The sequence below is a fragment of the Rhodoblastus sp. 17X3 genome, from assembly GCF_030056575.1.
GTDB lineage: Bacteria > Pseudomonadota > Alphaproteobacteria > Rhizobiales > Beijerinckiaceae > Rhodoblastus.
This window is the reverse complement of sequence record NZ_JASHHX010000004.1, coordinates 144,415-166,990: the sequence shown is the minus strand read 5'-3', so window position 1 is coordinate 166,990 and position 22,576 is coordinate 144,415. Positions and strand designations below refer to the sequence as shown.

General features: G+C 65.2%; 19 protein-coding genes and 2 pseudogenes. 5 read left to right on the top strand and 16 right to left on the bottom strand.

From position 1 onward, the window contains the following. Positions 1–4: 4 nt before the first annotated feature. The 6 genes from mfd to QM467_RS06380 form a co-directional block, all read right to left on the bottom strand. Positions 5–3,517 (bottom strand): transcription-repair coupling factor, encoded by a 3,513-nt coding sequence (gene mfd / locus QM467_RS06405; protein WP_283365471.1) that lies wholly within the window; start codon positions 3,515–3,517, stop codon positions 5–7. A gap of 40 nt (positions 3,518–3,557) precedes the next feature. Continuing rightward, positions 3,558–3,776 carry an FAD assembly factor SdhE gene (locus QM467_RS06400; RefSeq protein ID WP_446737742.1) on the bottom strand — a complete coding sequence of 73 codons (219 nt, stop codon included), beginning with the start codon at positions 3,774–3,776 and terminating at the stop codon, positions 3,558–3,560. 188 nt (positions 3,777–3,964) lie between these two features. Further along, entirely contained in the window at positions 3,965–5,305 is a 1,341-nt protein-coding gene (locus tag QM467_RS06395; RefSeq protein ID WP_283365469.1) for a DUF2778 domain-containing protein, read from the bottom strand. Between the two features lie 556 nt (positions 5,306–5,861). Then, a complete protein-coding gene (locus QM467_RS06390; RefSeq protein ID WP_283365468.1) occupies positions 5,862–6,632 on the bottom strand; it encodes an ABC transporter permease in 771 nt (256 codons plus the stop codon). After that, a complete protein-coding gene (locus QM467_RS06385; protein ID WP_283365467.1) occupies positions 6,629–7,387 on the bottom strand; it encodes an ABC transporter ATP-binding protein in 759 nt (252 codons plus the stop codon). The genes QM467_RS06390 and QM467_RS06385 overlap by 4 nt, the downstream gene beginning before the upstream one ends. Then, positions 7,384–8,379 (bottom strand): ABC transporter substrate-binding protein, encoded by a 996-nt coding sequence (locus QM467_RS06380; RefSeq protein WP_283365466.1) that lies wholly within the window; start codon positions 8,377–8,379, stop codon positions 7,384–7,386. Before QM467_RS06380 ends, QM467_RS06385 begins: the two co-directional genes overlap by 4 nt. Positions 8,380–8,512: 133 nt before the next feature. Here QM467_RS06380 and recG point away from each other — a divergent pair, with 133 nt between their 5' ends. After that, positions 8,513–10,606 (top strand): ATP-dependent DNA helicase RecG, encoded by a 2,094-nt coding sequence (gene recG / locus QM467_RS06375; RefSeq protein WP_283365465.1) that lies wholly within the window; start codon positions 8,513–8,515, stop codon positions 10,604–10,606. 66 nt (positions 10,607–10,672) lie between these two features. Beyond that, the gene (locus QM467_RS06370; RefSeq protein WP_283365464.1) at positions 10,673–11,020 is read left to right on the top strand and encodes a hypothetical protein; all 348 of its coding nucleotides are present in this window, start codon (positions 10,673–10,675) and stop codon (positions 11,018–11,020) included. A gap of 133 nt (positions 11,021–11,153) precedes the next feature. On the opposite strand, the gene QM467_RS06365 is transcribed toward QM467_RS06370, so the two are convergent. Then, a complete protein-coding gene (locus tag QM467_RS06365) occupies positions 11,154–11,888 on the bottom strand; it encodes an NUDIX hydrolase (protein ID WP_283365463.1) in 735 nt (244 codons plus the stop codon). Positions 11,889–11,970: 82 nt separating this feature from the next. Here QM467_RS06365 and QM467_RS06360 point away from each other — a divergent pair, with 82 nt between their 5' ends. Further along, on the top strand, positions 11,971–13,746 hold the full coding sequence (locus QM467_RS06360) for a cation:proton antiporter domain-containing protein (RefSeq protein ID WP_283365462.1): 1,776 nt from the start codon (positions 11,971–11,973) through the stop codon (positions 13,744–13,746). 41 nt (positions 13,747–13,787) lie between these two features. Here the strand turns inward: QM467_RS06360 and QM467_RS06355 are convergent, their stop codons facing one another. From QM467_RS06355 to QM467_RS06330, 6 genes and pseudogenes are all read right to left on the bottom strand, one after another. Beyond that, positions 13,788–14,618, bottom strand: coding sequence for a class I SAM-dependent methyltransferase (locus QM467_RS06355; RefSeq protein WP_283365461.1), 831 nt, complete (start codon positions 14,616–14,618; stop codon positions 13,788–13,790). Between the two features lie 148 nt (positions 14,619–14,766). Further along, a complete protein-coding gene (locus QM467_RS06350; RefSeq protein WP_283365460.1) occupies positions 14,767–16,239 on the bottom strand; it encodes a DegQ family serine endoprotease in 1,473 nt (490 codons plus the stop codon). Positions 16,240–16,271: 32 nt separating this feature from the next. After that, positions 16,272–17,165, bottom strand: coding sequence for a protease modulator HflC (gene hflC / locus QM467_RS06345; RefSeq protein WP_283365459.1), 894 nt, complete (start codon positions 17,163–17,165; stop codon positions 16,272–16,274). Next, complete coding sequence (hflK, locus tag QM467_RS06340) at positions 17,162–18,385, bottom strand: FtsH protease activity modulator HflK (RefSeq protein ID WP_283365458.1); 1,224 nt, start codon at positions 18,383–18,385, stop codon at positions 17,162–17,164. The genes hflC and hflK overlap by 4 nt, the downstream gene beginning before the upstream one ends. Positions 18,386–18,470: 85 nt before the next feature. After that, on the bottom strand, positions 18,471–18,998 hold the full coding sequence (locus QM467_RS06335; RefSeq protein WP_283365457.1) for a dihydrofolate reductase: 528 nt from the start codon (positions 18,996–18,998) through the stop codon (positions 18,471–18,473). A gap of 279 nt (positions 18,999–19,277) precedes the next feature. Next, a pseudogene (locus QM467_RS06330) lies at positions 19,278–19,376 on the bottom strand (plasmid stabilization protein); the annotation flags it as partial. Here QM467_RS06330 and QM467_RS06325 point away from each other — a divergent pair. Together QM467_RS06325 and QM467_RS06320 are read left to right on the top strand one after the other, a co-directional pair. Then, a pseudogene (locus tag QM467_RS06325) lies at positions 19,374–19,487 on the top strand (Ku protein); the annotation flags it as partial. The pseudogenes QM467_RS06330 and QM467_RS06325 overlap by 3 nt on opposite strands. Before the next feature lie 102 nt (positions 19,488–19,589). Continuing rightward, positions 19,590–19,838, top strand: coding sequence for a DNA polymerase ligase N-terminal domain-containing protein (locus QM467_RS06320; protein ID WP_342395100.1), 249 nt, complete (start codon positions 19,590–19,592; stop codon positions 19,836–19,838). On the opposite strand, the gene QM467_RS06315 is transcribed toward QM467_RS06320, so the two are convergent. The 3 genes from QM467_RS06315 to egtB form a co-directional block, all read right to left on the bottom strand. Further along, positions 19,828–20,172 (bottom strand): response regulator, encoded by a 345-nt coding sequence (locus tag QM467_RS06315; protein ID WP_283365456.1) that lies wholly within the window; start codon positions 20,170–20,172, stop codon positions 19,828–19,830. The two genes, QM467_RS06320 and QM467_RS06315, sit on opposite strands and share 11 nt — an antisense overlap. A gap of 177 nt (positions 20,173–20,349) precedes the next feature. Beyond that, positions 20,350–21,309, bottom strand: a complete 960-nt coding sequence (egtD, locus tag QM467_RS06310; protein ID WP_283365455.1) for an L-histidine N(alpha)-methyltransferase — start codon at positions 21,307–21,309, stop codon at positions 20,350–20,352. After that, entirely contained in the window at positions 21,299–22,561 is a 1,263-nt protein-coding gene (egtB, locus tag QM467_RS06305; RefSeq protein ID WP_283365535.1) for an ergothioneine biosynthesis protein EgtB, read from the bottom strand. The genes egtD and egtB overlap by 11 nt, the downstream gene beginning before the upstream one ends. Positions 22,562–22,576 lie beyond the last annotated feature (15 nt).

Sequence of the window (22,576 nt, the reverse complement as noted above, 5' to 3'; positions counted from 1 at the left end):
CGTTTCACCCCTTCTTTTCCGCAATCGCCACCAATTCGCGCAAAATGGCGCGGGCGCCGCTCAGACGGTCCGCCGCCCGCTCGAATTCGCCGATGAAGACAATCTTCATGTCCGGGCGCACCTTGGCCTCAGAACCCTGCCGCGCGATAAACCGCACCAGCCCCGCCGGATTGGCGAAGCTGTTGGCGCGGAAGCCGATGATGATGCCCTTCGGCCCGGCCTCGAGCTTCTCGACATGGGCGCGGCGGCACAGGGCCTTGACGCCGACGAGCACCATCAGCTGCTTGACCTCGTCCGGCATCGGCCCGAAACGGTCGATCATTTCGGCGGCGAAGCTTTCGATTTCGGCCTCGTCGTCCAGCGTCGCCAGGCGGCGGTAGAGCTGCAGGCGCAGGTCGAGATCCTCGACATAATGTTCGGGGATCGTCACAGGCGTTCCGAGCGTAATCAGCGGCGACCAGGCCTCCTCGACCGCCTCGCCGCCGCCCGCCTTCAGCGCCGCGATCGTCTCGTTCAGCATCTGCTGGTACAGCTCGTAGCCGACCTCGCGGATATGGCCGGATTGCTCGTCGCCGAGCAGGTTGCCGGCGCCGCGCAGGTCTAGATCATGGCTGGCGAGCTGGAAGCCGGCGCCGAGCGTGTCGAGCGATTGCAGCACCTCCAGACGCTTCTGCGCCTGCGGCGTGACCGTGCGGTTCAGCGGCGTGGTGAAGAAGGCATAGGCGCGCGTCTTGGAGCGCCCGACGCGGCCGCGCAATTGGTAAAGCTGCGCGAGGCCGAACATGTCGGAGCGATAGACGATCAAGGTGTTGGCGGTCGGAATATCGAGGCCGGATTCCACAATATTCGTCGAAACCAGCACGTCATATTTGCCGTCATAAAAGGCGCCGATGCGCTCCTCCAGCTCGGTCGCCGCCATCTGGCCATGGGCGATGGTGAATCTCGCCTCGGGCGTGTTCTGGCGCAGCCAGGCCGCGACGTCGTCGAGGTCTTCGAGGCGCGGGCAGACGAAGAAGCTCTGGCCGCCGCGAAAACGCTCGCGCAACAGGGCCTCGCGCAGGATGAGGTCGTCGAAGGGCGTCACAAAGGTGCGCACGGCGAGGCGATCGACCGGCGGCGTGGCGATGATGGAGAGTTCGCGCACGCCCGTCAGAGCCAGTTGCAACGTGCGCGGGATCGGGGTCGCGGACAGGGTCAGCACATGGACCGCCGCGCGCATCTCCTTGAGCCGCTCCTTGTGGCCGACGCCGAAATGCTGCTCCTCGTCGATGATGACGAGGCCGAGGTTCTTGAAGCCGACCGTCTTGCCCAGCACCGCATGGGTGCCGATGACAATATCGATCGTGCCGTCAGCCGCGCCCGCGCGCGCCGCGCGCATGTCCGCTGTGCTCGCCATGCGCGACATTTGCGCCAGCCGGATCGGCAGGCCGGCGAAACGCGCGGAGAAATTCTTGAAATGCTGGCGCGCCAGCAGGGTGGTCGGCACGACCACAGCGACCTGAACGCCGTTGATGGCCGCCGTGAAGGCGGCGCGCAGCGCCACTTCGGTCTTGCCGAAGCCGACGTCGCCGCAGATCAGGCGGTCCATCGGCTTGCCCGAGGCCATGTCCATCAGCGTCGCCTCGATGGCGCCGAGCTGGTCCTCCGTCTCGTCATAGGGGAAGCGGGCGCAGAATTCCTCGTAGAGGCCTTCGGGCGGCGTCAGTCGCGGCGCCTCGTGCAGGGCGCGGGCGGCGGCGATCTTGATGAGCCCCTGCGCCATATTGCGGATGCGGAGCTTCAGGCGGGCCTTGCGCTCGCGCCAGGCGCTGTGGCCGAGCCGGTCAAGCGCGACCTCATTGTCCTCTGAGCCGTAGCGCGACAGCAGCTCGATATTTTCCACCGGCACGAACAGCTTGTCGCCGCTGTGATAATGCAGCTCAAGGCAATCATGCGGCGCGCCCGCCGCCTCGATCTGCTTCAGGCCGATGAAACGCCCGATGCCATGATCGACATGGACGACCAGATCGCCCGCCGACAGCGCCGAGACCTCGGCCAGAAAGTTTTCCGCCCGCTTGCGACGCTTGCGCTGCGGCGCGAGACGGTCGCCGAGAATATCCTGCTCGCCGATCACGGCGAGATCGCCGGCGACGAAGCCGGCTTCGAGCCCGATCACCGCCAGGGCGGCCCGGGCGTCGCGCAGACTCAGCGCCTGGGCCAGCGAGGAGACGATCTCCTGTTTCTTCAAGCCATGTTCGGCCAGCACCGAGCCGAGGCGCTCGCGCGAGCCGTCGGTCCAGCCGGCGACGATGACCCTCTTGCCCTCGCCTTGCAGCGCGCGGATATGATCGACCGCCGCCTGGAACACATTGGCGTTTTCGTCATTTCGCTCCGGCGCGAAATTGCGCCCCGCGACGCCGCCGCAATCGATCAGCGTCGCCGCCCCCTCCGGCGCGGCGAAGGGCGTGAAGCGCGCCGTAGCCGCCTTGGCCAGAGCCCCTTTGAACTCATCGGCGGAGAGATAAAGTTCGTCAGGCGGCAGCGGCTTGTAGTTGCAATGCGCGGGATCGCTCGAATAAACGCCGCGGCGGGACTCGTAATAGTCCTTGATCTGGTCGAAGCGTTCGTGAGCGGCGGCTTCCGCCTGGGCGTCAAGCAGCAGGGGCGCGTCGTCGATATAGTCGAACAGGCTGTCGAGCTTGTCGTAGAGCAGCGGCAGCCAATGCTCGAGGCCCGCCGGGCGGCGGCCTTCGCTCACGGCTTCATAGAGGGCGTCGCCGCGAGTCTGCGCGCCGAAATGCGCGATATAGCTCTGACGGAAGCGCTTGATCGTCTCGGTGAGGATCGGCGCCTCGTTGACCGGCACCAGATCAAGCGCGCGCAATTGCGCGGTGGTGCGCTGGCTTTCCGGGTCGAAGGCGCGGATCGTCTCCAGCACGTCGCCGAAGAAGTCGAGCCGCACCGGCGCGGGCAGGCTTGGCGGATAGAGATCGACAATGCCGCCCCGCAAGGCATATTCACCGCTCTCACGGACAGTCGAAGCGCGTAAAAAGCCATTGGCTTCGAGCCAGGCGGCGAGTTCGTGCAGATCGACCGCCGCGCCCGGCGTCGCGGAAAAGCTTTTCGCCGCCATATCCTTGCGTGGAGGCACGCGTTGGGCGAGCGCGGCGACCGTGGTGAGCAGCAGGCGCGGCTTTTCGAAGGAGGAGCGCGTGCGGGCGAGCCGCGCCAGAGCGGTCATGCGTTCGGCGGCGACAGCGGCGTTGGGCGAGACGCGGTCATAGGGCTGGCAGTCCCAGGCGGGGAATTCCAGAATTTCCGCATCCGGCGCCGCGAAGACAAGCGCGTCGCGGAAGGCGCGCAGGCGCTGGCTGTCGCGGGCGACATGGACCAGCGCGCAGGAGCGCCCTTCGCCAGCCTTGGCCATGCCGCGGGCGAGATCGGCGGCGACGAAGGCGTCGAAACCCTCCGGCGCGCGCGAAAGGATCAGCGAGCGGCCTTTTTCCAGTTCGGCGCAGGCGCGGTGAAGATCATGCATTGGGGAAATTTCTGATTAGCGGCCGGGCGCCACGGCGGCCTCAAATATGGATCGGGCCGTTATGGGTGTGGAAGGTCTTGATCGTCAGGAAGATCGGACGGTCATAGGCCGGATCGACCGGCTTGGAGCCCGCAAACCAGGAGAAAATGTCGGCGTCCTGGGCTTCCATGAAATGTTCGAGCTGGTCGAGTTCGTCCTCGCTCAGCTGGTCGATGCGGGCGTCGGCGAACTGGCCGAGCAGAAGATCGACCTCTCTCATGCCCCGGTGCCAGCACCGGAACAGAATTCTACGCCGACGTGGGTCCAGCCCCTCGCTCGATCTCTGCGTGCCCGACATGCGGCTCTCCAGCAAACGCGAAAAGGCCTGCGCCGTATTTCGGCGCAGGCGGAAGGCTCTTATAGGGCGGTACGAGGCGGCTGTCAGCGCCTCTTTTCAGGTCGCGAGGCTCAGCGGCTCGCGACCACCTTCAACTGGCGGATTTCGCCGCGCATATAAGCCTCGAGGAAGGCGCGGTAGTTGCGGAACGAGACGCAGCCGTTGGAATCGCCGCGCTGCCCCAGCATGAAGGTATGCGCCAGCAGGCCATTGCGGCCATGGACATTGCTGTCGATGGGCGTCAGGCGCAGCGCCTGGACGCCGTGGAACAGGCTTTCGCGCAAGCTGAGCTGATAGGTCGCGGGCGGGGTCGAGCCGCGCATGCGCACGTGGACATAGCCCGGATGGTCGAAATAGGGGCCGAGGCCGGAATGGGCTTCGAGCGCCTGCCCGTTCGGCAGATAGACGGTGTGGGCGGAGATGTCATAGACCGCCGTGCCGCCCGTCGCCGCGACCGGCGAGGGCGAAGCTGACGCGCCGCGCGACAGGTTGAACAGGCCTCCGCCCCCGCCTTCCTGCGAGGCATAGGCGAGCTGCGGGCCCTTCTGTTCGGAATTGCCGGCAAACAATTTGTCGAACAGGGAGCGCGGATCGTTGCGCGCGAAGGTCGTCGCCTGGGCCCGCTCACGCACGGAAGCGGCGGCGCGGGTCGGCGGCGCGGGCAGAGGCGTAGCCGGAGCCGGCGCGGCGATTTCGCGGCGCGGCGCGGCGTCGGCCACGACACGAGCGACGCTGGAGAGTTCGGACGGACGCGTCGGCGGCAGCGGATGGCTGTCGGCGACAGCCGCGGCCGGCTCGGCTTCTTCGACCTGAGCGGTCCGAAGCGGCGGCAGCGGAACATTGGACAGGGCTTGAGCGATGGCCTGGCCCGCATTGGCTTGCGCCGGGTCGGCTTGGGCGGGTTCCGCTTCCGCGACCTGCTGGTTCGCATCCGCCTCGGCAATCTGGGACGCGCTGTCCGGCGTCTCGACGAGCACGAAAAGCGGCTCGGACTGCAAGGGCGAGAAGGAAGGGCCAACCGGATCGTTCTGGGCGGCCATCCCCGTCATGCCGGTTGCGGCGAGGTCCGGATCGAACAGCCCGCCGAAAGGATTGCGCGGCTTGTCCATGGACGGCTTGGTCGGGCCGGATTCGAGCGCCACATGCGCGACCGCGACGGCGGCTGATTTGGCGAGAGCGCCAGACTCTGGCGTCTGGGACTGAGGCCCGGCGGCCGCTTGAGCGGCTGCGTGCAGGCCGACATCGGCGGGAACGCCCGCATCGCCGGCAAGGCCGCCAGCCAGGCGCAGGGCGACCGCGGCGCTGAACGAGAAGGCGGCCAAGGCTGGAATCGTCCGGACGAACACTTTCCGGGTGCGGCTCGAACGATCCTGATAGACCGGATCGCAGGTCTCGTAGCTCCAATCGGTCATACGCTGAATCCTGCATACACTACGCGGGTCGCGCCGGGGCGCTGTTCGGGTTCAAGCTGAGCGACGCCGAAAGGCGCTGGCTGACGAACCGACGAATCGGTTGTGACTAGGCCGTCCGCTGAATGGGCGAGAACGCCGAACGTCCTTGAATCGAAACAAATTATCCCTAATTTCGCGTTAATGACTTCCGGCGGAAGCTGCATAATTCCTGCCTAGTCCCACCCGTTGCTGGCGCTGTGCTCATTGCGACGCCCCCGGGGGTACGACGTCGCGCAGCCGTCCACATTCCCCGAAGACGCTGACGTCTTCCGGGCGAACATGTTTCGAAACAAAGAATTAGCGTCCTTGCGTCACTCCCGTTCCGCAAATCCGCCCGGACGCCCGCCGTTGAAAATCGACTCGGCCAATGCGCCGCCCTTTGAGCACGACCAAAAAAGGCGCAAAAAAAGGCGAAATTACGGATCACGAGAAATTTATTTGACAGTGATAAAAAAAGCACGCGAAAAGGCGCCGAGGCGATTTGCCGCGCCCCCTGGCTGCATCTCTTGGAAAAGCCTCAGAATTTCGGCTCGTCGCGCCAACGCCGCAGCAAAATATGGCCCAGTCCAGCTAAAGCTGCATAAAGCGCCAATCCGCACAGGCACAGCAGCGCGACGGCGGCGTACATCATCGGAATCTTGAGTCGATAACCCGCCTCGACGATACGAAAGGCGAGTCCCTCGCCGCTTCCCGCGGCCCCCGCCGCCAGTTCCGCCGCCACCGCGCCGATCAGCGCCAGGCCGCCGCCGATGCGCAGGCCAGTAAAGATCTGCGGCAAAGCTGAAGGCAGCCGCAGCAGCGCCAATATTTTTCCGCGCGACGCCCCCTTGAGCCGAAAAAGCTCGATCAGGCCCCGGTCCGTCGCCTTGAGCCCCGCCGACGCGTTGGAGAGAATCGGAAAAAAGGCGACGAGAAAGGCGCAGGCGAGCACCGCCGCCGGGGCTTCAAGATAGACCAGCAGCAGCGGCGCGACAGCGATCAGCGGCGTCACCTGAAGCGCGATGGCCAAAGGCAGGAAGGTCTTTTCCAGCCAGGGCGACCAGGCGAACAGCAGGGCGAGGGCCACGCCTCCGAAAGCCGCCAGCGCCAGCGCCTCCAGCGCCTCGCGCAAGGTCGTCAGCGTCGCCGCGAGCAATTGCGGCGCATTGTCGACCAGAGTTCTGGCGATCAGGCTTGGCGCCGGCAATTGCGTCGGAGGAATATCGAAAAATGCGACCGCCGCCTGCCAAAGTCCGAGCAGGGCCAGGAGGGCCAGAAAAGGTGCGAGGCGGCCGGGAAGTCCGTTCACGCCGCCCTCCCCATCGCGCCTTGCAGGCCCTCCGCGATGCGCGCGCAATCTTCCACGAAGCCGGGGCTGCGGCGCAGCTCCAGCCCTCGCGCCGCGCCGCGTTCGAGGGTCAGGATGGAATCGATCCGCCCCGGCCGCGCTCGCATGATCGCCACGCGATCGGCGAGATAGGCGCTTTCATAGACGGAATGGGTGACGAAGACGATGGTCGCCCCGCTCTCGCGGCGCAGATCCAGCAAGGCGTCGTTCAGCTGCCAGCGGGTGATCTCGTCGAGCGCCGCGAAGGGCTCGTCGAGCAGCAGCAGGCTGGGCCGGTCCACCAGCGCCCGGGCGATCGAGGCCCGCATCTTCATGCCGCCAGACAATTCGCGCGGCAGCGCGCGCTGGCGGTCGCCAAGGCCAACGCGCGCCAGCGCCGCCTCCACCAGTGGCGTCGCCCGGCTCCGCGACATGCCGGCGAGACGAAGCGGGAGATAGACATTGGCGAAGAGGTCGGCCCAGGGCATCAGGTTCGGCTCCTGGAAGACGAAGCCGATCTTCGGCGCCGACCCGCCTTGCCAGATCACTTCGCCGGCATCGGGCCGCTCCAGCCCCGAGATCAGCCGCAGCAGAGTGGATTTGCCGCAGCCTGACGGGCCGAGCAGACAGAGGGTTTCGCCGGGAAGCAGCTCCAGCCCAACGCCGTCGAGCGCCATGGCGCCCTGCCCCGGAAAGGACAGCCGAAGGTCGCGCAGGCTGGCGAGAGGCGCGGTCAATTCCGGCTCTGCCCTTCCAGACCCAGCCTCTTGTTCACGAAGCGGAAATCGAAGCCGCGCCCGACGTCGAGCCCGGCGGGCGCGGCGCCCGCCGCCGCCATGTCGCGGTAGTGGCGCTCGATGCGCTGCTTGTCCATCGCGCCTATGCCGAGCGTGAGGGCGTCGCCGGATTCGACAATGCCGAAACCTTTCATCTGGGCGATGGAAAAGGCGATCTGGGCGTCGTTGAGATCGGGATTTTCGCGCTTGATCAACTCATTGGCCTCACGATTGTCGCCATGGAGATAATGAACCCAGCCGAGAATCGACGCCTCGACGAACCGCCGCACGCGATCGGGGTTTTTCTCCAGCAGGTCGCGGCCGGTCTCGATGGTGGTGGAATAGGTTTCATATCCGTAATCGGCCAGCAAAAAGACATTGGGCTTGAAGCCGCCCTCGCGCGCGATGACGAAGGGCTCGGATGTCGCGTAGCCCTGCTGGATCGCGTTCCTGTCGGCGATAAAGGGCGCGGAATTATAGTTATAGCTCGCGACATTGGCGCGCTTGAAACCCCATTTGCGCTCCATCCAGGGCCAGACCGTGGTGAGCGTCGCCAGGCCGACAAAAGCCTTGGCGTTCGGCAGGTCCTCGAAACGGTCGAGGCCCGCGCCGGGATGCGACATGAAAACCAGAGGGTCCTTCTGGAAGATCGCGGCGACCGTGACGATCGGGACATTCTCGGCGAGCGCCGAAAACTGGCCGATCAGATTGTCGCCCATATAGAAATCCGCCTTGCCGGCGGCGAGCAGCAGGCGGTTGTTCTTCTGCGGCCCACCCGGGAGAATCGTTACATCGAGGCCATAGCGGGCGTAGGTTCCGTCGGCGAGCGCCTGGTAGAAGCCGCCATGCTCGGCCTCGGCCAGCCAGTTCGCCGCGAAAACGACCTTGTCGCCCGCCCGCGCCGGCAGGCAGAGGACGAGAAAGGCGAAGGCGGCGCGAAACAGCGGGGACATGCGGGCCAAAGGATTCTCCTAGCAGCCTCGATTTTTGCCGCGCCGCAGCGCCAGCGCAAGGCTTTTCGCGGAAGGGCTTTTCACGAATGGGCGCGGCCTTGCCGACATCAGCCGGCGCGGCTAAACACGAGACATGCGGCCCTCGCTTCTCGATCCCCTATTCGCCAGCGCGAGCGCCCTGCCCGGCGTCGGCCCCAAGACGGGCAAATTGCTCGACCGGCTGCTGGGCGAGCCGGACCGTCCGGCGCGCACACTTGACCTGCTGCTGCACCTGCCCCTGTCGGGGATCGACCGCCGCGCGCGACCCAAGGTCGCGGAAGCGCCGATCGGCGCCGTCTCGACCATAAAAGTCCGCGTCACGGAGCATCGCCCCCCGCGCGGCAAGGGGCCTTATCGCGTCCTGACCGAGGACGAGACCGGCGACCTGACGCTGATCTTCTTCCGCGCCAATGCGAACTGGATCGAGAAATTGCTGCCGCTCGGCGAGACGCGCTGGGTGTCCGGCCTCGTCGAACTGTTCGACGCCTACCGCCAGATGGTCCATCCGGATCGCATTCTCGACGAGGCGGGCCTTGCCGCCCTGCCGCCGGTCGAGCCGATCTACGGCCTCACGGAAGGGCTGTTTCCGCGCGTGCTGGCCAAGGCGGCGGCGGGCGCGCTGGCCCGCTTGCCGCAATTGCCGGAATGGCAGGACGAGAAATTTTTCCGCGCAACGGGCTGGCTTTCCTTCGGCGAAAGCCTGGCCCGGCTGCATCATCCGCAAACGCCGCAAGACCTCGCGCCGGAAGGCAAATTCTTCGCCCGGCTCGCCTATGATGAATTGCTGTCTCATCAGCTCAGCCTGCGGCTGGTGCGCGCCAAGGCGCAGGTCTTGCGCGGGCGTCCCCAGATCTCCGATGGCGCCCTTGCGAAAAGGATTCTCGCCGCCCTGCCCTTCGCCCTCACGGACGACCAGGCCAAAGCCGTGGCCGAAATTTCCGCCGACCTCGCCAGCGACAAGAGGATGCTGCGGCTGCTGCAAGGCGATGTCGGCTCCGGCAAGACGGTGGTGGCATTGCTGGCCATGGCCCATGTGATCGAGGCCGGGCGGCAGGCCGCGCTGATGGCGCCGACAGAGATTCTGGCGCGCCAGCATTTCGCCACGCTCAAGCCGCTGGCCGAGGCGGCGGGCCTGACCATCGCGCTGATGACCGGACGCGACAAGGCGGCCGAGCGTCGCGCGACGCTCGAAGGGCTGGCGAACGGCGCGCTCGACATCGTGGTCGGCACACACGCCCTTGTTCAGGAGGACGTCGCCTTCGCGCGGCTCGGCCTCGCGGCGATCGACGAGCAGCACCGCTTCGGCGTGCATCAGCGTCTGGCGCTGGGCGAAAAGGGCGAGGCCGTGGACGTGCTGGCGATGACCGCGACGCCGATTCCGCGCACGCTGGCGCTGGCCTATTTCGGCGATATGGAGCTGTCGTCGCTGCGGGAGAAGCCGCCGGGCCGGCAGCCGATCGACACGCGGGCGATCAGCGTCGAGCGCATCGACGAAGTCGTCGCCGGACTGGCGCGGGCGATCAAGACCGGCGCACGGGTCTATTGGGTCTGCCCGCTGGTCGAAGGCAGCGAGGACAGTGATCTCGCCGCCGCGCAGGACCGCGCGGAAGACCTGCGCAAGTTCTTCGGCGCGCAGGTCGGCCTCGTCCACGGCCAGATGAAGGGCCGCGACAAGGATGCGGCCATGGAGGATTTTTCTCGCGGCGTCACCAAAGTGCTGGTGGCGACGACAGTGATCGAAGTCGGCGTCAACGTGCCCGAGGCGACGATCATCGTGATCGAACACGCCGAGCGGTTCGGCCTCGCGCAATTGCACCAGCTGCGCGGGCGCGTGGGGCGCGGCTCGGAGAAATCGTCCTGCGTCCTGCTCTATGCCGGCCCGCTCGGCGAGACGGCCCGCGCGCGGCTGGAAATCTTGCGCGAGACCGAGGATGGGTTTCGCATCGCGGAAGAAGATTTGCGGCTGCGCGGCGAAGGCGAAGTGCTGGGCGCGCGCCAATCCGGCGCGCCAGGATTCAAGATCGCGCGGCTCGACCTCCACCCGGACCTGTTGCGCGCCGCGCGCGACGACGCCGAAAAACTCCTCGCCGCCGATCCTGACCTGACCGGCGAGCGCGGCCGGAAATTGCGGCTGCTGCTCTATCTATTCGAGCGCGACACCGCGCTGCGGCTGCTGCGCGCGGGCTGAAATCTTGACCGCCGCGCCTGTTTGGCGAAGGATGAGAGGCGTAGCGTCGAGATTGCGAGTCCGATCATGCGTCTCATCTCCCTTGCGCCCCTTCTGGGCCTGAGCCTGGCGCTCGCGGGCTGCAACGCCAACCGGCAGCAGGCCCCGATCGAGGCGGTTCAGCCGCTGCCGTCGCAGGAAGCCGTCCGCGTCACGCCACGCGCGCTGCCAGACGGCGGCTGCGCGGCGGAAATCGCCCGCTACCGCGCGATCCAGGACAATGACCTCGCCATGGGTCATGTCGAGAAGGGCGTCCACGCCCAGATCCAGACCGAAATGGCCGAAGCCGAACGCGCCTGTTCCGCCGGCGACGCGCTGCGCGCGCAATATCTTCTGCGCGCGAGCAAGGAACGTCACGGCTATCCGGCTGGCTGATACCAAGGCTCGCAGGTGAAAACCTGTGAACCTTGGCTAGGCGCGACTGCGCCCAATAGCCCGTCACAAGACGGGCGTCTTGCGACGCCCTTCCGGCTCATGCGAGGGATTCCTTAACCGCGATTCATCGCGGTTAAGGAGAAATGGTATGAGCCAGAGCGTCGCGCAGATAGGCCTGGATGAAATCGGGCATCCGCCCCGGATCGATGTCCTGCGGTCCGGCGACGATATGGAAGCGCGCGAATTCCGGCTCCGGGTCGCGCGCGATAAAGGCGCTCATGCGCGCCTCGGCCTCCACGGCGGAAAACGGCAGACGCCTCTCCTGAATGCAGGCGATTTTCGTGTCCGAGACGAGAACGATCCACCCTGGCGCGGCCGGGGCCTGTTCTGGGGCGAAGCCTGTCTCCTCCTCCAGCTCGCGCGCCACGCTGGCGGCTAGATCGACGTTGTCGCCGAAAATGTCGTTCCGGTCAGGCGTGCCGGCGGCGAAATAGATCTGGCCGCCATTCATCGTATGGTCGCCCATTTCGCCAAGCAGGAAAGCGCCGTCGCGCGCACGCAGCGCCGCCATCGCGAAGCAATTATGGACGTCGCGGTCCGGAAAGCCGAAACCGAACCAGGCGTGGAAATTCCGGAACGAGGTGTCGAAAAAACTGCCACGAAAAACGTCGCCTTCCGGCGTCGCGACGATTTCGGCGTCGCGCAGCATCAGCACCTTGCCGTCGAACAATCTCGGCTTTTCGGCGAGCGCCCGGGCCCAATGCGCGTCGATCCGCGCCGCCTCGCGTTCGGCGAAATCCCAGCGCGCGGCGCGATAGGCCGTTTCGAGCCGGACGACGCGATAAAGGCCGTTTGGAATGCGAGACATGTCTGGCCCGGAGCTTGCGTGAGACGGAGCGCGCTTGGCGCGATGCGCGAATCCGTTATCCTGTTTTGTCTGGAGAATGCAATTGATCGCGCAATTCGACATCGAGCCGTACAAGGCGCCGCTGCTCTTTCTGGGCGTGGCGGGCGTCGCCGTGCCGTTGTTCCGGCGTTTGCGCGTCAGTCCGGTGCTGGGCTTCCTCATCGCGGGCATGGTGATCGGCCCGCATGTGATGGGCCGGCTCGACGCGCAACTCCCGTTCAACCTGCCCTTCCTCGCCAATAGCGAGGGCGTCGCGGCTGTCGCGTCCTTTGGCGTCGTCTTCCTGATGTTCAACATCGGACTCGAATTGTCGCTGGAGCGCCTCGTGCTGTTGCGGCGCTTCGTCTTCGGCCTCGGCGCCCTGCAGGTCGCCCTTTGCGGCGGCGCGCTCTATCTGGTCGCGCGCGCCTTCGGCCTGCCCCAGTCCGCCGCGATCGTGCTGGGCGCGGCGCTGGCGCTATCCTCCACCGCCATCGTCGTGCCGGTGCTGGCCGAATCGCGCCGCCTCAACACCCTGTCGGGCCGCGCGATCTTCTCGGTGCTGCTCTTTCAGGACCTGCTCGTGGCGCCGCTGCTGTTCATGGTCTCGATGTTTTCGGATACGGCGGAACAGGCCCATCCATTCCTCGCCTTCGCCCCCGCGCTGATTGGCGTGGCGGCCATCGTGGGCGTCGGGCGGCTCGTACTGCGGCCGATGTTCCAGCTGGTCGCCGCCGCCGATTCGACCGAACTCTTCATGGCCGCCTGCCTGCTGGTGGTGATTGCGACGGCTGTCGCGGCGGCCTATGCCGGGCTGTCCATGGCGCTCGGCGCCTTCATCGCGGGCCTGCTGCTGGCCGAAACCGAGTTCCGCCGCGCCATCGAACTGGCGATCGATCCGTTCAAGGGCCTGCTGCTCGGTCTGTTTTTCGTCTCGGTCGGCGCCAGCCTCGACCCGATGGAAGTGGTCCGGCATCCCGGCGCGACCATCGGCGTCGCCGTCGTTCTGACCCTGGTGAAGACGCCTCTGCTGATCGGCCTCGCGCGCCTGTTCAGCCTGCCCTGGCGCAAGGCGCGCGAAGTCGGCCTGCTGCTCGGGCCGGGCGGCGAATTCGCCTTCGTCATCCTCTCGACGGCGGTCGCGGCCCATATACTTCCCGCGGATCTCACCAGCGAAATCCTCATCGGCGTCACCTTGTCCATGACGCTGATTCCGCTTTTCGCCACCTTGGCGGCCCGCTCCGTCCCCAAAAAGGAAGCCTTCCTGCCCGGTCCGCAGCCCAGCGAACTGGCACCCGTCTCCCGCGTCATCATCGTCGGCTATGGCCGGGTCGGAGAAATCGTCGGCGAGCTGATGCGCGTCCACAAGGTGGACTATCTCTGCGTGGACGGCGACCCGGCCATAGCCGCGCAGGCGCGTTCGCGCGGCGAGCCGGTCTATTGGGGCGACGGCACCAACAAGGATTTTCTCAACCTTTGCGGCCTCGCCAACGCCCGCGCATTGGTCGCAACCATGCATGCGCCGAGCGCGGTGGACGCCGTGGTGCGGCAAGCGCGCGAGGCGCGGGGCGATCTCACCATCGTCGCGCGCGCCCGCGACGCCGCCCACGCCCGCGCGCTTTACAAGCTCGGCGCGACCGACGCCGTGCCGGAAACCATGGAGGCCAGCCTGCAATTATCCGAAGCCGCGCTGGTCGATATCGGCGTGCCAATGGGGCTGGTCATCGCCTCCATCCATGAACAGCGCGACATCTATCGCAAGGCGCTGATCGCGGACGAAAGCCAGGCCAGCCCGCCGCGCCCCTTCAAGGCGCGGCGGCAGAAAAGGCCGGGCAAGTAGAATTCAGACGAGGCGAGCATCGCGGCCCAACGCTCGCTTTTTCAATCGACCGCTGCGGTCACCTTCAGAAAGGTCGCGTCAATGGAGGTGGCGCCCTTGTTCGCGCTCTTGTTATGGCTGCTGAACATCTGCTCAAGCTCCTTTTGCAGGTCTTGAGCGCGGCCATTCTTTTCCGCCGCGTCGAAGGCGTTCATCGTCGGCGGGTAGTATTTCCGGAACGCGTCGACGAAGGCGGATGGCGCGCCTGGAAAGTCGAACTTCCAGATCTCCCGGGCGAAGGCGATTTTCTCCTTCGGAACGCCCGCACTTGCAAATCGCTCGATCACATTGCCTTCGACGCCCCATGTCATCGGGCTGATGAAGCCTTCAGGGGGCGGCGGGCTATAAGCGGAACTGATCTTCAGGAGCTGCGCGACCATGGTCGGATCGTTCGGGATCCAGTTGCCCATCACGATCCGCCCTCCGGGCCGGGTCACGCGCGCCATTTCCTTCGCCACATCGAAGGGCTTCGGCGCGAACATGGCTCCGAAAATGCTCACGACAAGATCGAAGGAGCGGTCCTTCAGATCGCGCAAATCGGAGGCGTCGCCCTCCTGAAACCGGCAGTTCGCCAAGCCTTCCGCTTTGGCGCGCGTGTTTCCGGCCTCGACCAGATAGCTGGAAATATCGACGCCCAACACGTCCGCCCCAAGCCTCGCCTCCGGCAAGGCCGTAGTGCCGTCGCCGCAGGCGAGATCCAGAACCTTGAGCCCTTTCGTGACTCCCAACCCGGCGGCCAGCGCCTCCCCGCTCGCACGCATGCTCTCCGCGATGCGGGTGAAGTCGCCTTTTTCCCAAAGCGCCTTGTTCGGATTCGCTGAGTTCAGATTCATGGCGCAATCCTCCCCTCTCACGCAAACTGATCTCGCGCGAGGGAGGTTTGTTCCAACGGCCAAGCGAATAATTCTCTACGCCCGCGGGCCACAGGCGTTCCAGCCATCTCGACAGGAACGCCCGATTTTGTCCGGCCCCGAACCGGGATCAGTCCAGCGCCAACGCCACGAAGCGCGACTGGCCTTGCGCGGTCGCCACCAGCAGCAGCGCCGTCTTGCGGCCATCGGCCTTCAGGGCCTTGGTCTGGGCGACAATCTCGTCCGGGGCGTTGACGGGCTGGCGGTTGATTTCCAAAATCACGTCGCCGGGCGACAGGCGCTGTTCGGCCGCAGGGGTGTCGCCGTCCACCTTGATGATGGCGACGCCGGTCCTGACGCTGTCCTTGATCTTGAATTTTTCACGCAGGGCGTCGTTCAAAACAGCGACGTCCATGCCGAGGACATGAGTCTTCTCCTCGCGCGGCGGCGCCTTTTCAGCCAGTTCCGGCTTGTCCTTCTTGGCCTTGGCCTCGTTCTCCTCAAGCCGGCCGAGCGTCACCTTCCGGGTCTGTTCCTTGCCGTCGCGGATCACGATGACCTCGACTTCCTTGCCGACCGGGGTCGCGGCGACGATCTTGGGCAAGGCGCGCGCATCGGCGACCGGCTTGCCGTCGAAGGTCACGATGACGTCGCCGGGTTTGAAGCCGGCGCTGGCCGAGGGGCCCTTTTCGTCGATGCCGGAGATCAAGGCGCCGCGCGCCTTGCCGATGCCGAGGCTTTCGGCGATACCCTCGTCCACGTTCTGGATGCGGACGCCGAGCCAGCCGCGCCGCGTCTCGCCGAATTTGAGCAATTGCTCGATCACCGGCTGGGCGTTATTGGCCGGGGTGGCGAAACCGATGCCGATCGAGCCGCCCGAGGGCGACAGGATCGCGGTGTTCACGCCGATCACCTCGCCCGCCATGTTGAACAGCGGGCCGCCGGAATTGCCCTTGTTGATGGCGGCGTCGGTCTGGAGATAATTGTCATAGGGCCCGCTGTCGATATTGCGGCCCTTTGCGGAAATGATGCCCGCCGTCACCGTGCCGCCGAGCGCGAACGGGTTGCCGACCGCGATGACCCAGTCGCCGACGCGGGATTTGTCGCTGTCGCCGAATTTCACCGACGCCAAAGGTTTGGTCGGCTTGACCCGCAACACCGCGAGATCGACCTTGGCGTCCTTGCCAATGACCTCGGCCTTGAGCTTGGAGCCGTCGGTGAAGATGACCTCGACCTCATTGGCGCCGTCGATGACGTGATTATTCGTCACCACGATGCCCGAAGGATCGATCACGAAGCCCGAGCCGAGCGAGTTGGAGCGATGGCTGCGGCCCTCGCCGTTCTGCTGGCGGCGGCGCTTGAGATATTCCTCGAACATGTCGTCGAGCGGCGAGCCCGGCGGCAGTTTAGGCAGGTCGACCGTCTTGTCCTCCACGACCTGCGTCGCAGAAATATTGACCACGGCCGGCGTCACGGTCTCGGCGAGATCGGCGAAGGAATCCGGCGCCGGCGCGGCGAAAACGGGCGCCGGCGGCAGCACGGCCAGGGCGCCGGCGAGAGCCAGCCCCGCCAGCAGGCGACGCGCGGGAAGCTTGTTGGTCATGCTCGAATTCATGTCAGCAATACCTCATCGCTTTATGGCTGCGCCGCCGCCTTGCCGGACGCATGGTCGAAGAAACGGAAGAAATCCGAGCTGGGCGATATGACGAACCGCGAGCCCTTGGTCTTCAACGCCGAGTCATAGGCCTGCATCGAACGATAGAAGGAGAAGAAATCCGGATCCTTGTTGAAGGCCTCCGCGAAAACGCGGCTGCGCTCCGCCTCGCCCTCGCCGCGCATGGTGTCCGCCTGCTGCTGCGCCTCGGCCACGATCACGGTGGCGTCGCGCTGGGCGCTGGAGCGGATTTGCTGCGCCTCCTGCTGGCCCAGGGCCCGGAATTCCGCCGCCTCGCGCGCCCGCTCGGTGCGCATGCGGTCGAACACCTTTTCGGAAATCTGGCGTGGCAGGTCGACCCGGCGCATGCGCGCGTCAACAATGGCGACGCCGAAACGCTCGGCCTCGGCATTGACCTGATCGCGGATTCGCGTCGTCAGCGGGACGCGCTCGTCGCGCACGATCTGCATCTGGTTGGCCTCGCCGAGCACGCGGCGGACCGCCGAATTCAGCACCGAGGCGAGCTGGTTGTCGGCGCGGGCGACGCTGCCGACGGTCTGGTAGAATTTCAGCGGATCAACGATCCGGTAGCGCACAAAGGCGTCCACTTCCAGCCGCTGGTTGTCCGAGGCCAGAATTTCCTGCTTCGGCGATTCCAGATCAAGAATGCGCCGGTCGATATAGACGACGGATTCGATGAAGGGCAGCTTGAAATGCAGGCCCGGCTCGGTGACAAGGCCGCGCTCCGGCACTGGTTCGCCGAAACGCAGCAGCAGAGCCTGCTGGGTCTGGCCGACCTCGAAGGTCGAGGCGAGCGTAAGGATGACAAGGAAGGCTGCGCCGGCGAGCAGCGCGATCGTTTTCGACGAGATCATTGCTGGCCTCCCGCGGCGGGCTTGGCCGAGCTGTCAAGCGGCGCGAAAGGCGCCAGCGGCAGCAAGGGCGTCGCCCCGGTCGAGCGGTCGAGAATGACCTTTTCGCCCGCTCCGAGCACGCGCTCCATGGTTTCGAGATAGAGCCGCTCGCGCGTCACGTCAGGCGCCTTTCTGTATTCCTCGAAAACCTTGAGATAGCGCGCCGCCTGGCCGCGCGCCTCGGCTACTGTCTGCTCGCGGAAGGCCTCGGCGTCGCGCAGGATGCGGGCGGATTCGCCGCGCGCCTGCGGCACGATGGAGTTGGCGACCGCCTGCGCCTCGTTGACGAAGCGGCTGCGGTCCTGCTGCGCCGCCGTCACGTCACGGAAAGCCGCGATGACGGTTGGCGGCGGATCGACCGAGAGCAGTTGCACCTGCAAGACCTCGACGCCGGCGTGATAGGAATCCAGCACCTGTTGCATCGCGGTCTGAACGGCGGGCTCGATCACCTTGCGTTCGGCGGTCAGCAGCCGCTGGATCTGGGTGCGGCCGACAATCTCGCGCATGGCGCTTTCCGCCACCGCCTTGATGGTCTCGACCTGGTTCTTGATGTTGAAGGCGTAATATTCCGGATGCGCTGGGTCGATCTGCCAGATCACGCGGAACTTGACGTCGGCGATATTCTCGTCGCCGGTCAGCATCAGGCTTTCTTCCGGCACCTCCAGGGCGCCGGCTGTATCGGCGCGGCCAACGGTGCCGACGTCGATCGAATTGCGGTCGGTGACATTGAGCCTGAGGATCGAGCCGACCGGCTCGGGCCAGTTGTAATTCAGGCCCGGCCCCGTTTTGCCGACATAGCGGCCGAAGACGAGATTGAGGCCGACCTGGTTGGGCGCCACCGTGTAGAAGCCGCTGGCAAGCCAAAGCAGGGCGACAGCGACAACGAGCAGGAGGACGCCGCGCGGCGAGAAATCCCCGGACGTCAGGTTCTGCACCTTGTCCTGCGCCTGGCGCACCCACGCTTCGAAATCCGGGCCAGGACCGCCGGGACCGCCGCCGAATGGGCCGCCGCCAAATGGACCGCCGCCCCCGGGCGCGCCCCAAGGATTATTCGGGCCGTTATTGCCGTTGCGCGGCCCGCCTTTCGTGCCGGCGCCCCAGGGATTGCGCTTGCCGTCGGACGAAGGATCCGTACCTTCCGGCTTTGGCGGCTGGTCGCCGCCCTGATTGCTCCACGGCATATAGTCCTCAATTTCCTCGCCGCCGCGCAATCGGCGCTGCGACCGCTCCTATATAGGATGCGGCCGGATTGCGCACAATCGGCGATCAAAGACGTTGGTAATCGACATATTCGAGCGCGACCTCGTCCTTGGCGCCGCAAAGGGGGCGTTCGCGCCATGTCTCGCGCCATTGCCCCCAATCGACCTCAGGAAAAAAGGCGTCGGCCTCGGGCGCGCAATCGACCAGGGTGAGGCGCAGATAGGACGCGCGCGGCAGGCCGAGGCGGTAAAGCGCGGCGCCGCCGGCAAGGATGACCTCGGCCGCGTGCATGGACCTGGCGAGGAGCGAGGCCTGAGCCATGGCCGAGTCGAAGTCACTCGCGACGTGGAGATGGTCCGGCCTTTCGCCGGCCAGAAAATCCGGATCGCGCGTGACCACCAATGTCTCGCGCCCCGGCAGCGGCTTGCCGATCGACTGATAGGTCTTGCGCCCCATAATCAGCGGCCGGCCCCAGGTAATCTCGCGGAAACGCTTGAGATCGCTTGGCGCGCGCCAGGGAATGGCGTTGTCCTTGCCCAGGGCGCCATTGCGCGCGACGGCGGCGACGATAGTGAGAGGAACCGCTCCGGTCATGCCGTGACCTTCGCCAGCGTATGAATGCCAAGGCCAAAAGTTGAAAATGCGGAATTCGCTATTTTTGAGTCCGCCCGCGCCATACCGCCTGCCTCAGATGCCTGGATCCGAAAAGGCGCGCGCTTCCGGAATCGCGCGCCTTTTCCTGAGGCAAACTACGGTCTTTTGGCGCCAAAACCTATAGTGGCGTCAGGCAAGGTTTTGGCCTGTGGAGAAGTCGTTCATGTGTCAGGCTTCGGAAAATGTCGCGCTCAAGGCCCTGCGGCTTCTCCTGCCGCTTCAGCCGTTCCGTTTCCTCGTCGCAGCGGCTTTTTTCGCCGAAGCGGAACGCTCTGACGCCGGCCTGGCCGTAGGGGCCTTGCCCCCCAGCGCGCCGCCGCTGTCGCCCATGCCGTGCTGTTCCGGCGGCTCCGCACTTTGCTGATCCGTCCCCACGGAGCCGGCCTGCTCGCGACGACCCTCCATTTCGACTACGAAATTCGCTCGGCGGCGCCCTGGAGCCAGAGACGGGCGGAAGCATCCAATACTTCCCCCGTAATGCAGGAAAAGCACTCGAAATCCCGCGCCGCTCGCCGAAAAGCGAGTTGAGCCATGGGGCTGGCGACCTATCGCAAGGAGCGAAACTTCGACGCCTCGCAGGAGCCCCGCGGGAGTGCCGGAGCCTCGGGAAAAAACCTGTTCGTCGTGCAGAAACATGAAGCGCGGCGGCTGCATTACGACCTCCGCCTTGAACTGGACGGCGTGCTGAAAAGCTGGGCCGTCACCAAGGGGCCGAGCCTCGCGCCTGGCGCATCGCTTGACGCAATGATTGCCGTGACTGGCGCTCGCCTTACTGCGTGAGGCGCCGCACTTCGCGGATGAGATCCATGTCCGTGAAGGGCTTGGGCACGACCACCGACTGTCGGTAGGCCGCCGGCAGATTGTCGCGGGCGCAAGCGGTCACGAACATGAACGGGATATGGCGACCCGTCAGAATATCCGCGACTTCGTCGATGCGGCCGTCATCGAGATTGACGTCGAGCAATGCCCCATCAAGCTCTTCCGAGCGCGCCAAGGCCCTGGCTTCATCGAGCGTTCCGACCGGTCCGATCACTTCATGACCGTCGTCGCTCAATACGTTTTCGATATGGGCCGCGACAAAAAACTCGTCCTCGATCACCAGTAAACGGGACATACTATTGGCTCCATCGAACCATTGTTGGTGAAGCCGTTCAGGCTTGGCCGGATTACTCGTGACGGGCGGCTTAATCCTTGGGAAGAACGAGCAGCTCGGCTCATCGTTCCATCGCGGATGTCGTTCTTGACGATCATTGATCTTGCCCAAAGGCCATGCGCTCACAGGGCCATGCGCTCACGGCGACGCTTCGAGACCGAGAACGGCGAAGCGGTCCTCATCATCCAGCCAGGCCCTTGAAAGCCGCCATGCGCTCTTTTCCGCCAGCGAACGAAATGAGTCGAGCGCATATTTGCGCGAACTCTCGGTGTGGATCGTCTCGCCTTCGTGAAAGGCGAACTGTCGCCCGCAAGCCGAGACCACGCGCGTATCGAGGCTGACCAGATGCATTTCAACGGCAGACTCGGACTCATTCCAACGCGCCTGATGGACGAACCGGTCCAGCGGAAAGTCTCCGTCAAGCTCGCGATTGATCCGCGCCAGCAGATTGAGATTGAACGCCGCCGTCACGCCCGCGCCATCGTCATAGGCGCTCAGCAAGGTTCCGAGATCCTTCTTCAGATCGACGCCTATGATCGCCATCCCGCGACCCTCGACATGCCGATGAAGCCGCGACAAAAAGGCGACAGTTTCGCTCCGGTTCAGGTTGCCGATCGTCGAGCCGGGAAAGAAAGCCGTCCTCCATCCCGGCGGCAGACCGGCGGGAAGATCGAAATCGCGATTGAAATCGGCGACGATCGGAAGCGTCTCCAAATCCGGAAAGCGATCCCTCATACGGCTTGCCGTTTGCGCCAGCACGTCCCCGGCGATATCGATCGGGACATAAAGACGCGGCTTGTCCAACGCCTCGATCAGGATTTCGGTCTTGATCCCCGCCCCCGCGCCATATTCGACCAACAGAATGTCCTCGCCGCAGAAGCCGGCCATTTCATCGGCCCAGCGCAACAGAATTTCCGTCTCCGCGCGGGTCGGATAATATTCTTCAAGGCGCGTGATTTCATTGAAGAGTTCGGAGCCGCGCTCATCATAGAGCCAGCAGCAAGGGATGGATTTTTGCGCGCGCGAAAGGCCGCCAACCACCGCCGCGCGAAAGGCCTCATCCCACCTTGATTGCACCTCGAAGCCGTCAAACATCATCGTCGTCTCCGGCGAGACGCAAACCGGAAAATTGCCAGCGGGCGTCGGGTGGAAAGAAATTGCGATAGCTGGCGCGAATATGACGGGCCGGCGTCGCGCAGGATCCGCCGCGCAGGACGAACTGCCCGCACATGAATTTCCCGTTATATTCGGCCGCCGCTCCCTCGGCCGGCCGAAAGCGCGGATAAGGCGAGAAAGCGCTGCTGGTCCATTCCCAGACGTCTCCGAACATCTGGCGCAGCCCGCTTTCGCCCGGCCGCGTGGGCGCAGGACGCAGCAGTCCGGATTCGACGAAATTTCCGCCTGATGCGTCAGATTCCGCGGCGTGCTCCCATTCGGCTTCGGTCGGCAGGCGCCGCCCCGACCAGCGCGCGAAGGCGTCGGCCTCGAAAAAGCTGACATGGACGACCGGCGCCGCCGGGACGACGCGCCGCGGTCCTGCAAGCGTCATGGACCAGAATTCATCGTCGCGATCTTCCCAGTAAAGCGGTGCGGACCAGCCGCCGTCGCAGCATTTCGCCCAGCCCTCCGACATCCAGAGTAAGGGTTGGCGGTAGCCGCCGTCAGCGATGAAATCCATCCATTCCGCATTGGTCGTCAAACGGTCGGCAAGCCGGTAGGGCTCAAGGACGACGCGATGGCGGGGACGCTCGCAATCAAAGGCGAAGCCCTCGTCGCGTGCGCCGATTTCGACGATTCCGCCCGAGAACTTCCGGTAAGTCACGGGCGCCAACGCCGCGGCCTCGCTGTCCTCGGAAATGTGGACATCATAGGCCGGGCGCAATGGATTTTGGGCGAACAGATTCAGGATATCGGTCAGCAGCAATTCCTGGTGCTGCTGTTCATGATGGCATCCAAGCGCGATCATCGCGCTCGCGCGCTCAGGCGGCGCGCGAGCGCACAGGAGGTCGATGGCGGCGTCAACATGGGCTCGGTAGGCATGGACCGCCTCAAGCGTTGGCCGCGTGATCATGCCTCGCCTGGGCCGCGGCTGTCGCACTCCGAGCGTTTCATAATAGGAGTTGAAAAGATAATTGAAGCTCGGATCGAAGACGCGATAGCCGGGCAGATAAGGCTCGAGGACCATCTTCTCGAAAAACCAGCTGGTATGCGCCAGATGCCATTTTGCCGGGCTTGCGTCGGGCATTGACTGGACCGTCGCGTCGGCGTCCGAAAGCGGTGCGGCACGCTCGCGGCTGGCCGCTCGGACGGCGCGAAACGACGCGCAAATTGCTGATGGTTCAGTCGACACCCGGAAATTATTCCC

Coding starts and splice junctions, on each gene's coding strand:
- mfd (WP_283365471.1), bottom strand. CDS start 3,517: ATGCATGATCTTCACCGCGCCTGCGCCGAACTGGAAAAAGGCCGCTCG.
- QM467_RS06400 (WP_446737742.1), bottom strand. CDS start 3,776: ATGAGAGAGGTCGATCTTCTGCTCGGCCAGTTCGCCGACGCCCGCATC.
- QM467_RS06395 (WP_283365469.1), bottom strand. CDS start 5,305: ATGACCGATTGGAGCTACGAGACCTGCGATCCGGTCTATCAGGATCGT.
- QM467_RS06380 (WP_283365466.1), bottom strand. CDS start 8,379: ATGTCCCCGCTGTTTCGCGCCGCCTTCGCCTTTCTCGTCCTCTGCCTG.
- recG (WP_283365465.1), top strand. CDS start 8,513: ATGCGGCCCTCGCTTCTCGATCCCCTATTCGCCAGCGCGAGCGCCCTG.
- QM467_RS06370 (WP_283365464.1), top strand. CDS start 10,673: ATGCGTCTCATCTCCCTTGCGCCCCTTCTGGGCCTGAGCCTGGCGCTC.
- QM467_RS06365 (WP_283365463.1), bottom strand. CDS start 11,888: ATGTCTCGCATTCCAAACGGCCTTTATCGCGTCGTCCGGCTCGAAACG.
- QM467_RS06355 (WP_283365461.1), bottom strand. CDS start 14,618: ATGAATCTGAACTCAGCGAATCCGAACAAGGCGCTTTGGGAAAAAGGC.
- QM467_RS06350 (WP_283365460.1), bottom strand. CDS start 16,239: ATGACCAACAAGCTTCCCGCGCGTCGCCTGCTGGCGGGGCTGGCTCTC.
- hflC (WP_283365459.1), bottom strand. CDS start 17,165: ATGATCTCGTCGAAAACGATCGCGCTGCTCGCCGGCGCAGCCTTCCTT.
- hflK (WP_283365458.1), bottom strand. CDS start 18,385: ATGCCGTGGAGCAATCAGGGCGGCGACCAGCCGCCAAAGCCGGAAGGT.
- QM467_RS06335 (WP_283365457.1), bottom strand. CDS start 18,998: ATGACCGGAGCGGTTCCTCTCACTATCGTCGCCGCCGTCGCGCGCAAT.
- QM467_RS06320 (WP_342395100.1), top strand. CDS start 19,590: ATGGGGCTGGCGACCTATCGCAAGGAGCGAAACTTCGACGCCTCGCAG.
- QM467_RS06315 (WP_283365456.1), bottom strand. CDS start 20,172: ATGTCCCGTTTACTGGTGATCGAGGACGAGTTTTTTGTCGCGGCCCAT.
- egtD (WP_283365455.1), bottom strand. CDS start 21,309: ATGATGTTTGACGGCTTCGAGGTGCAATCAAGGTGGGATGAGGCCTTT.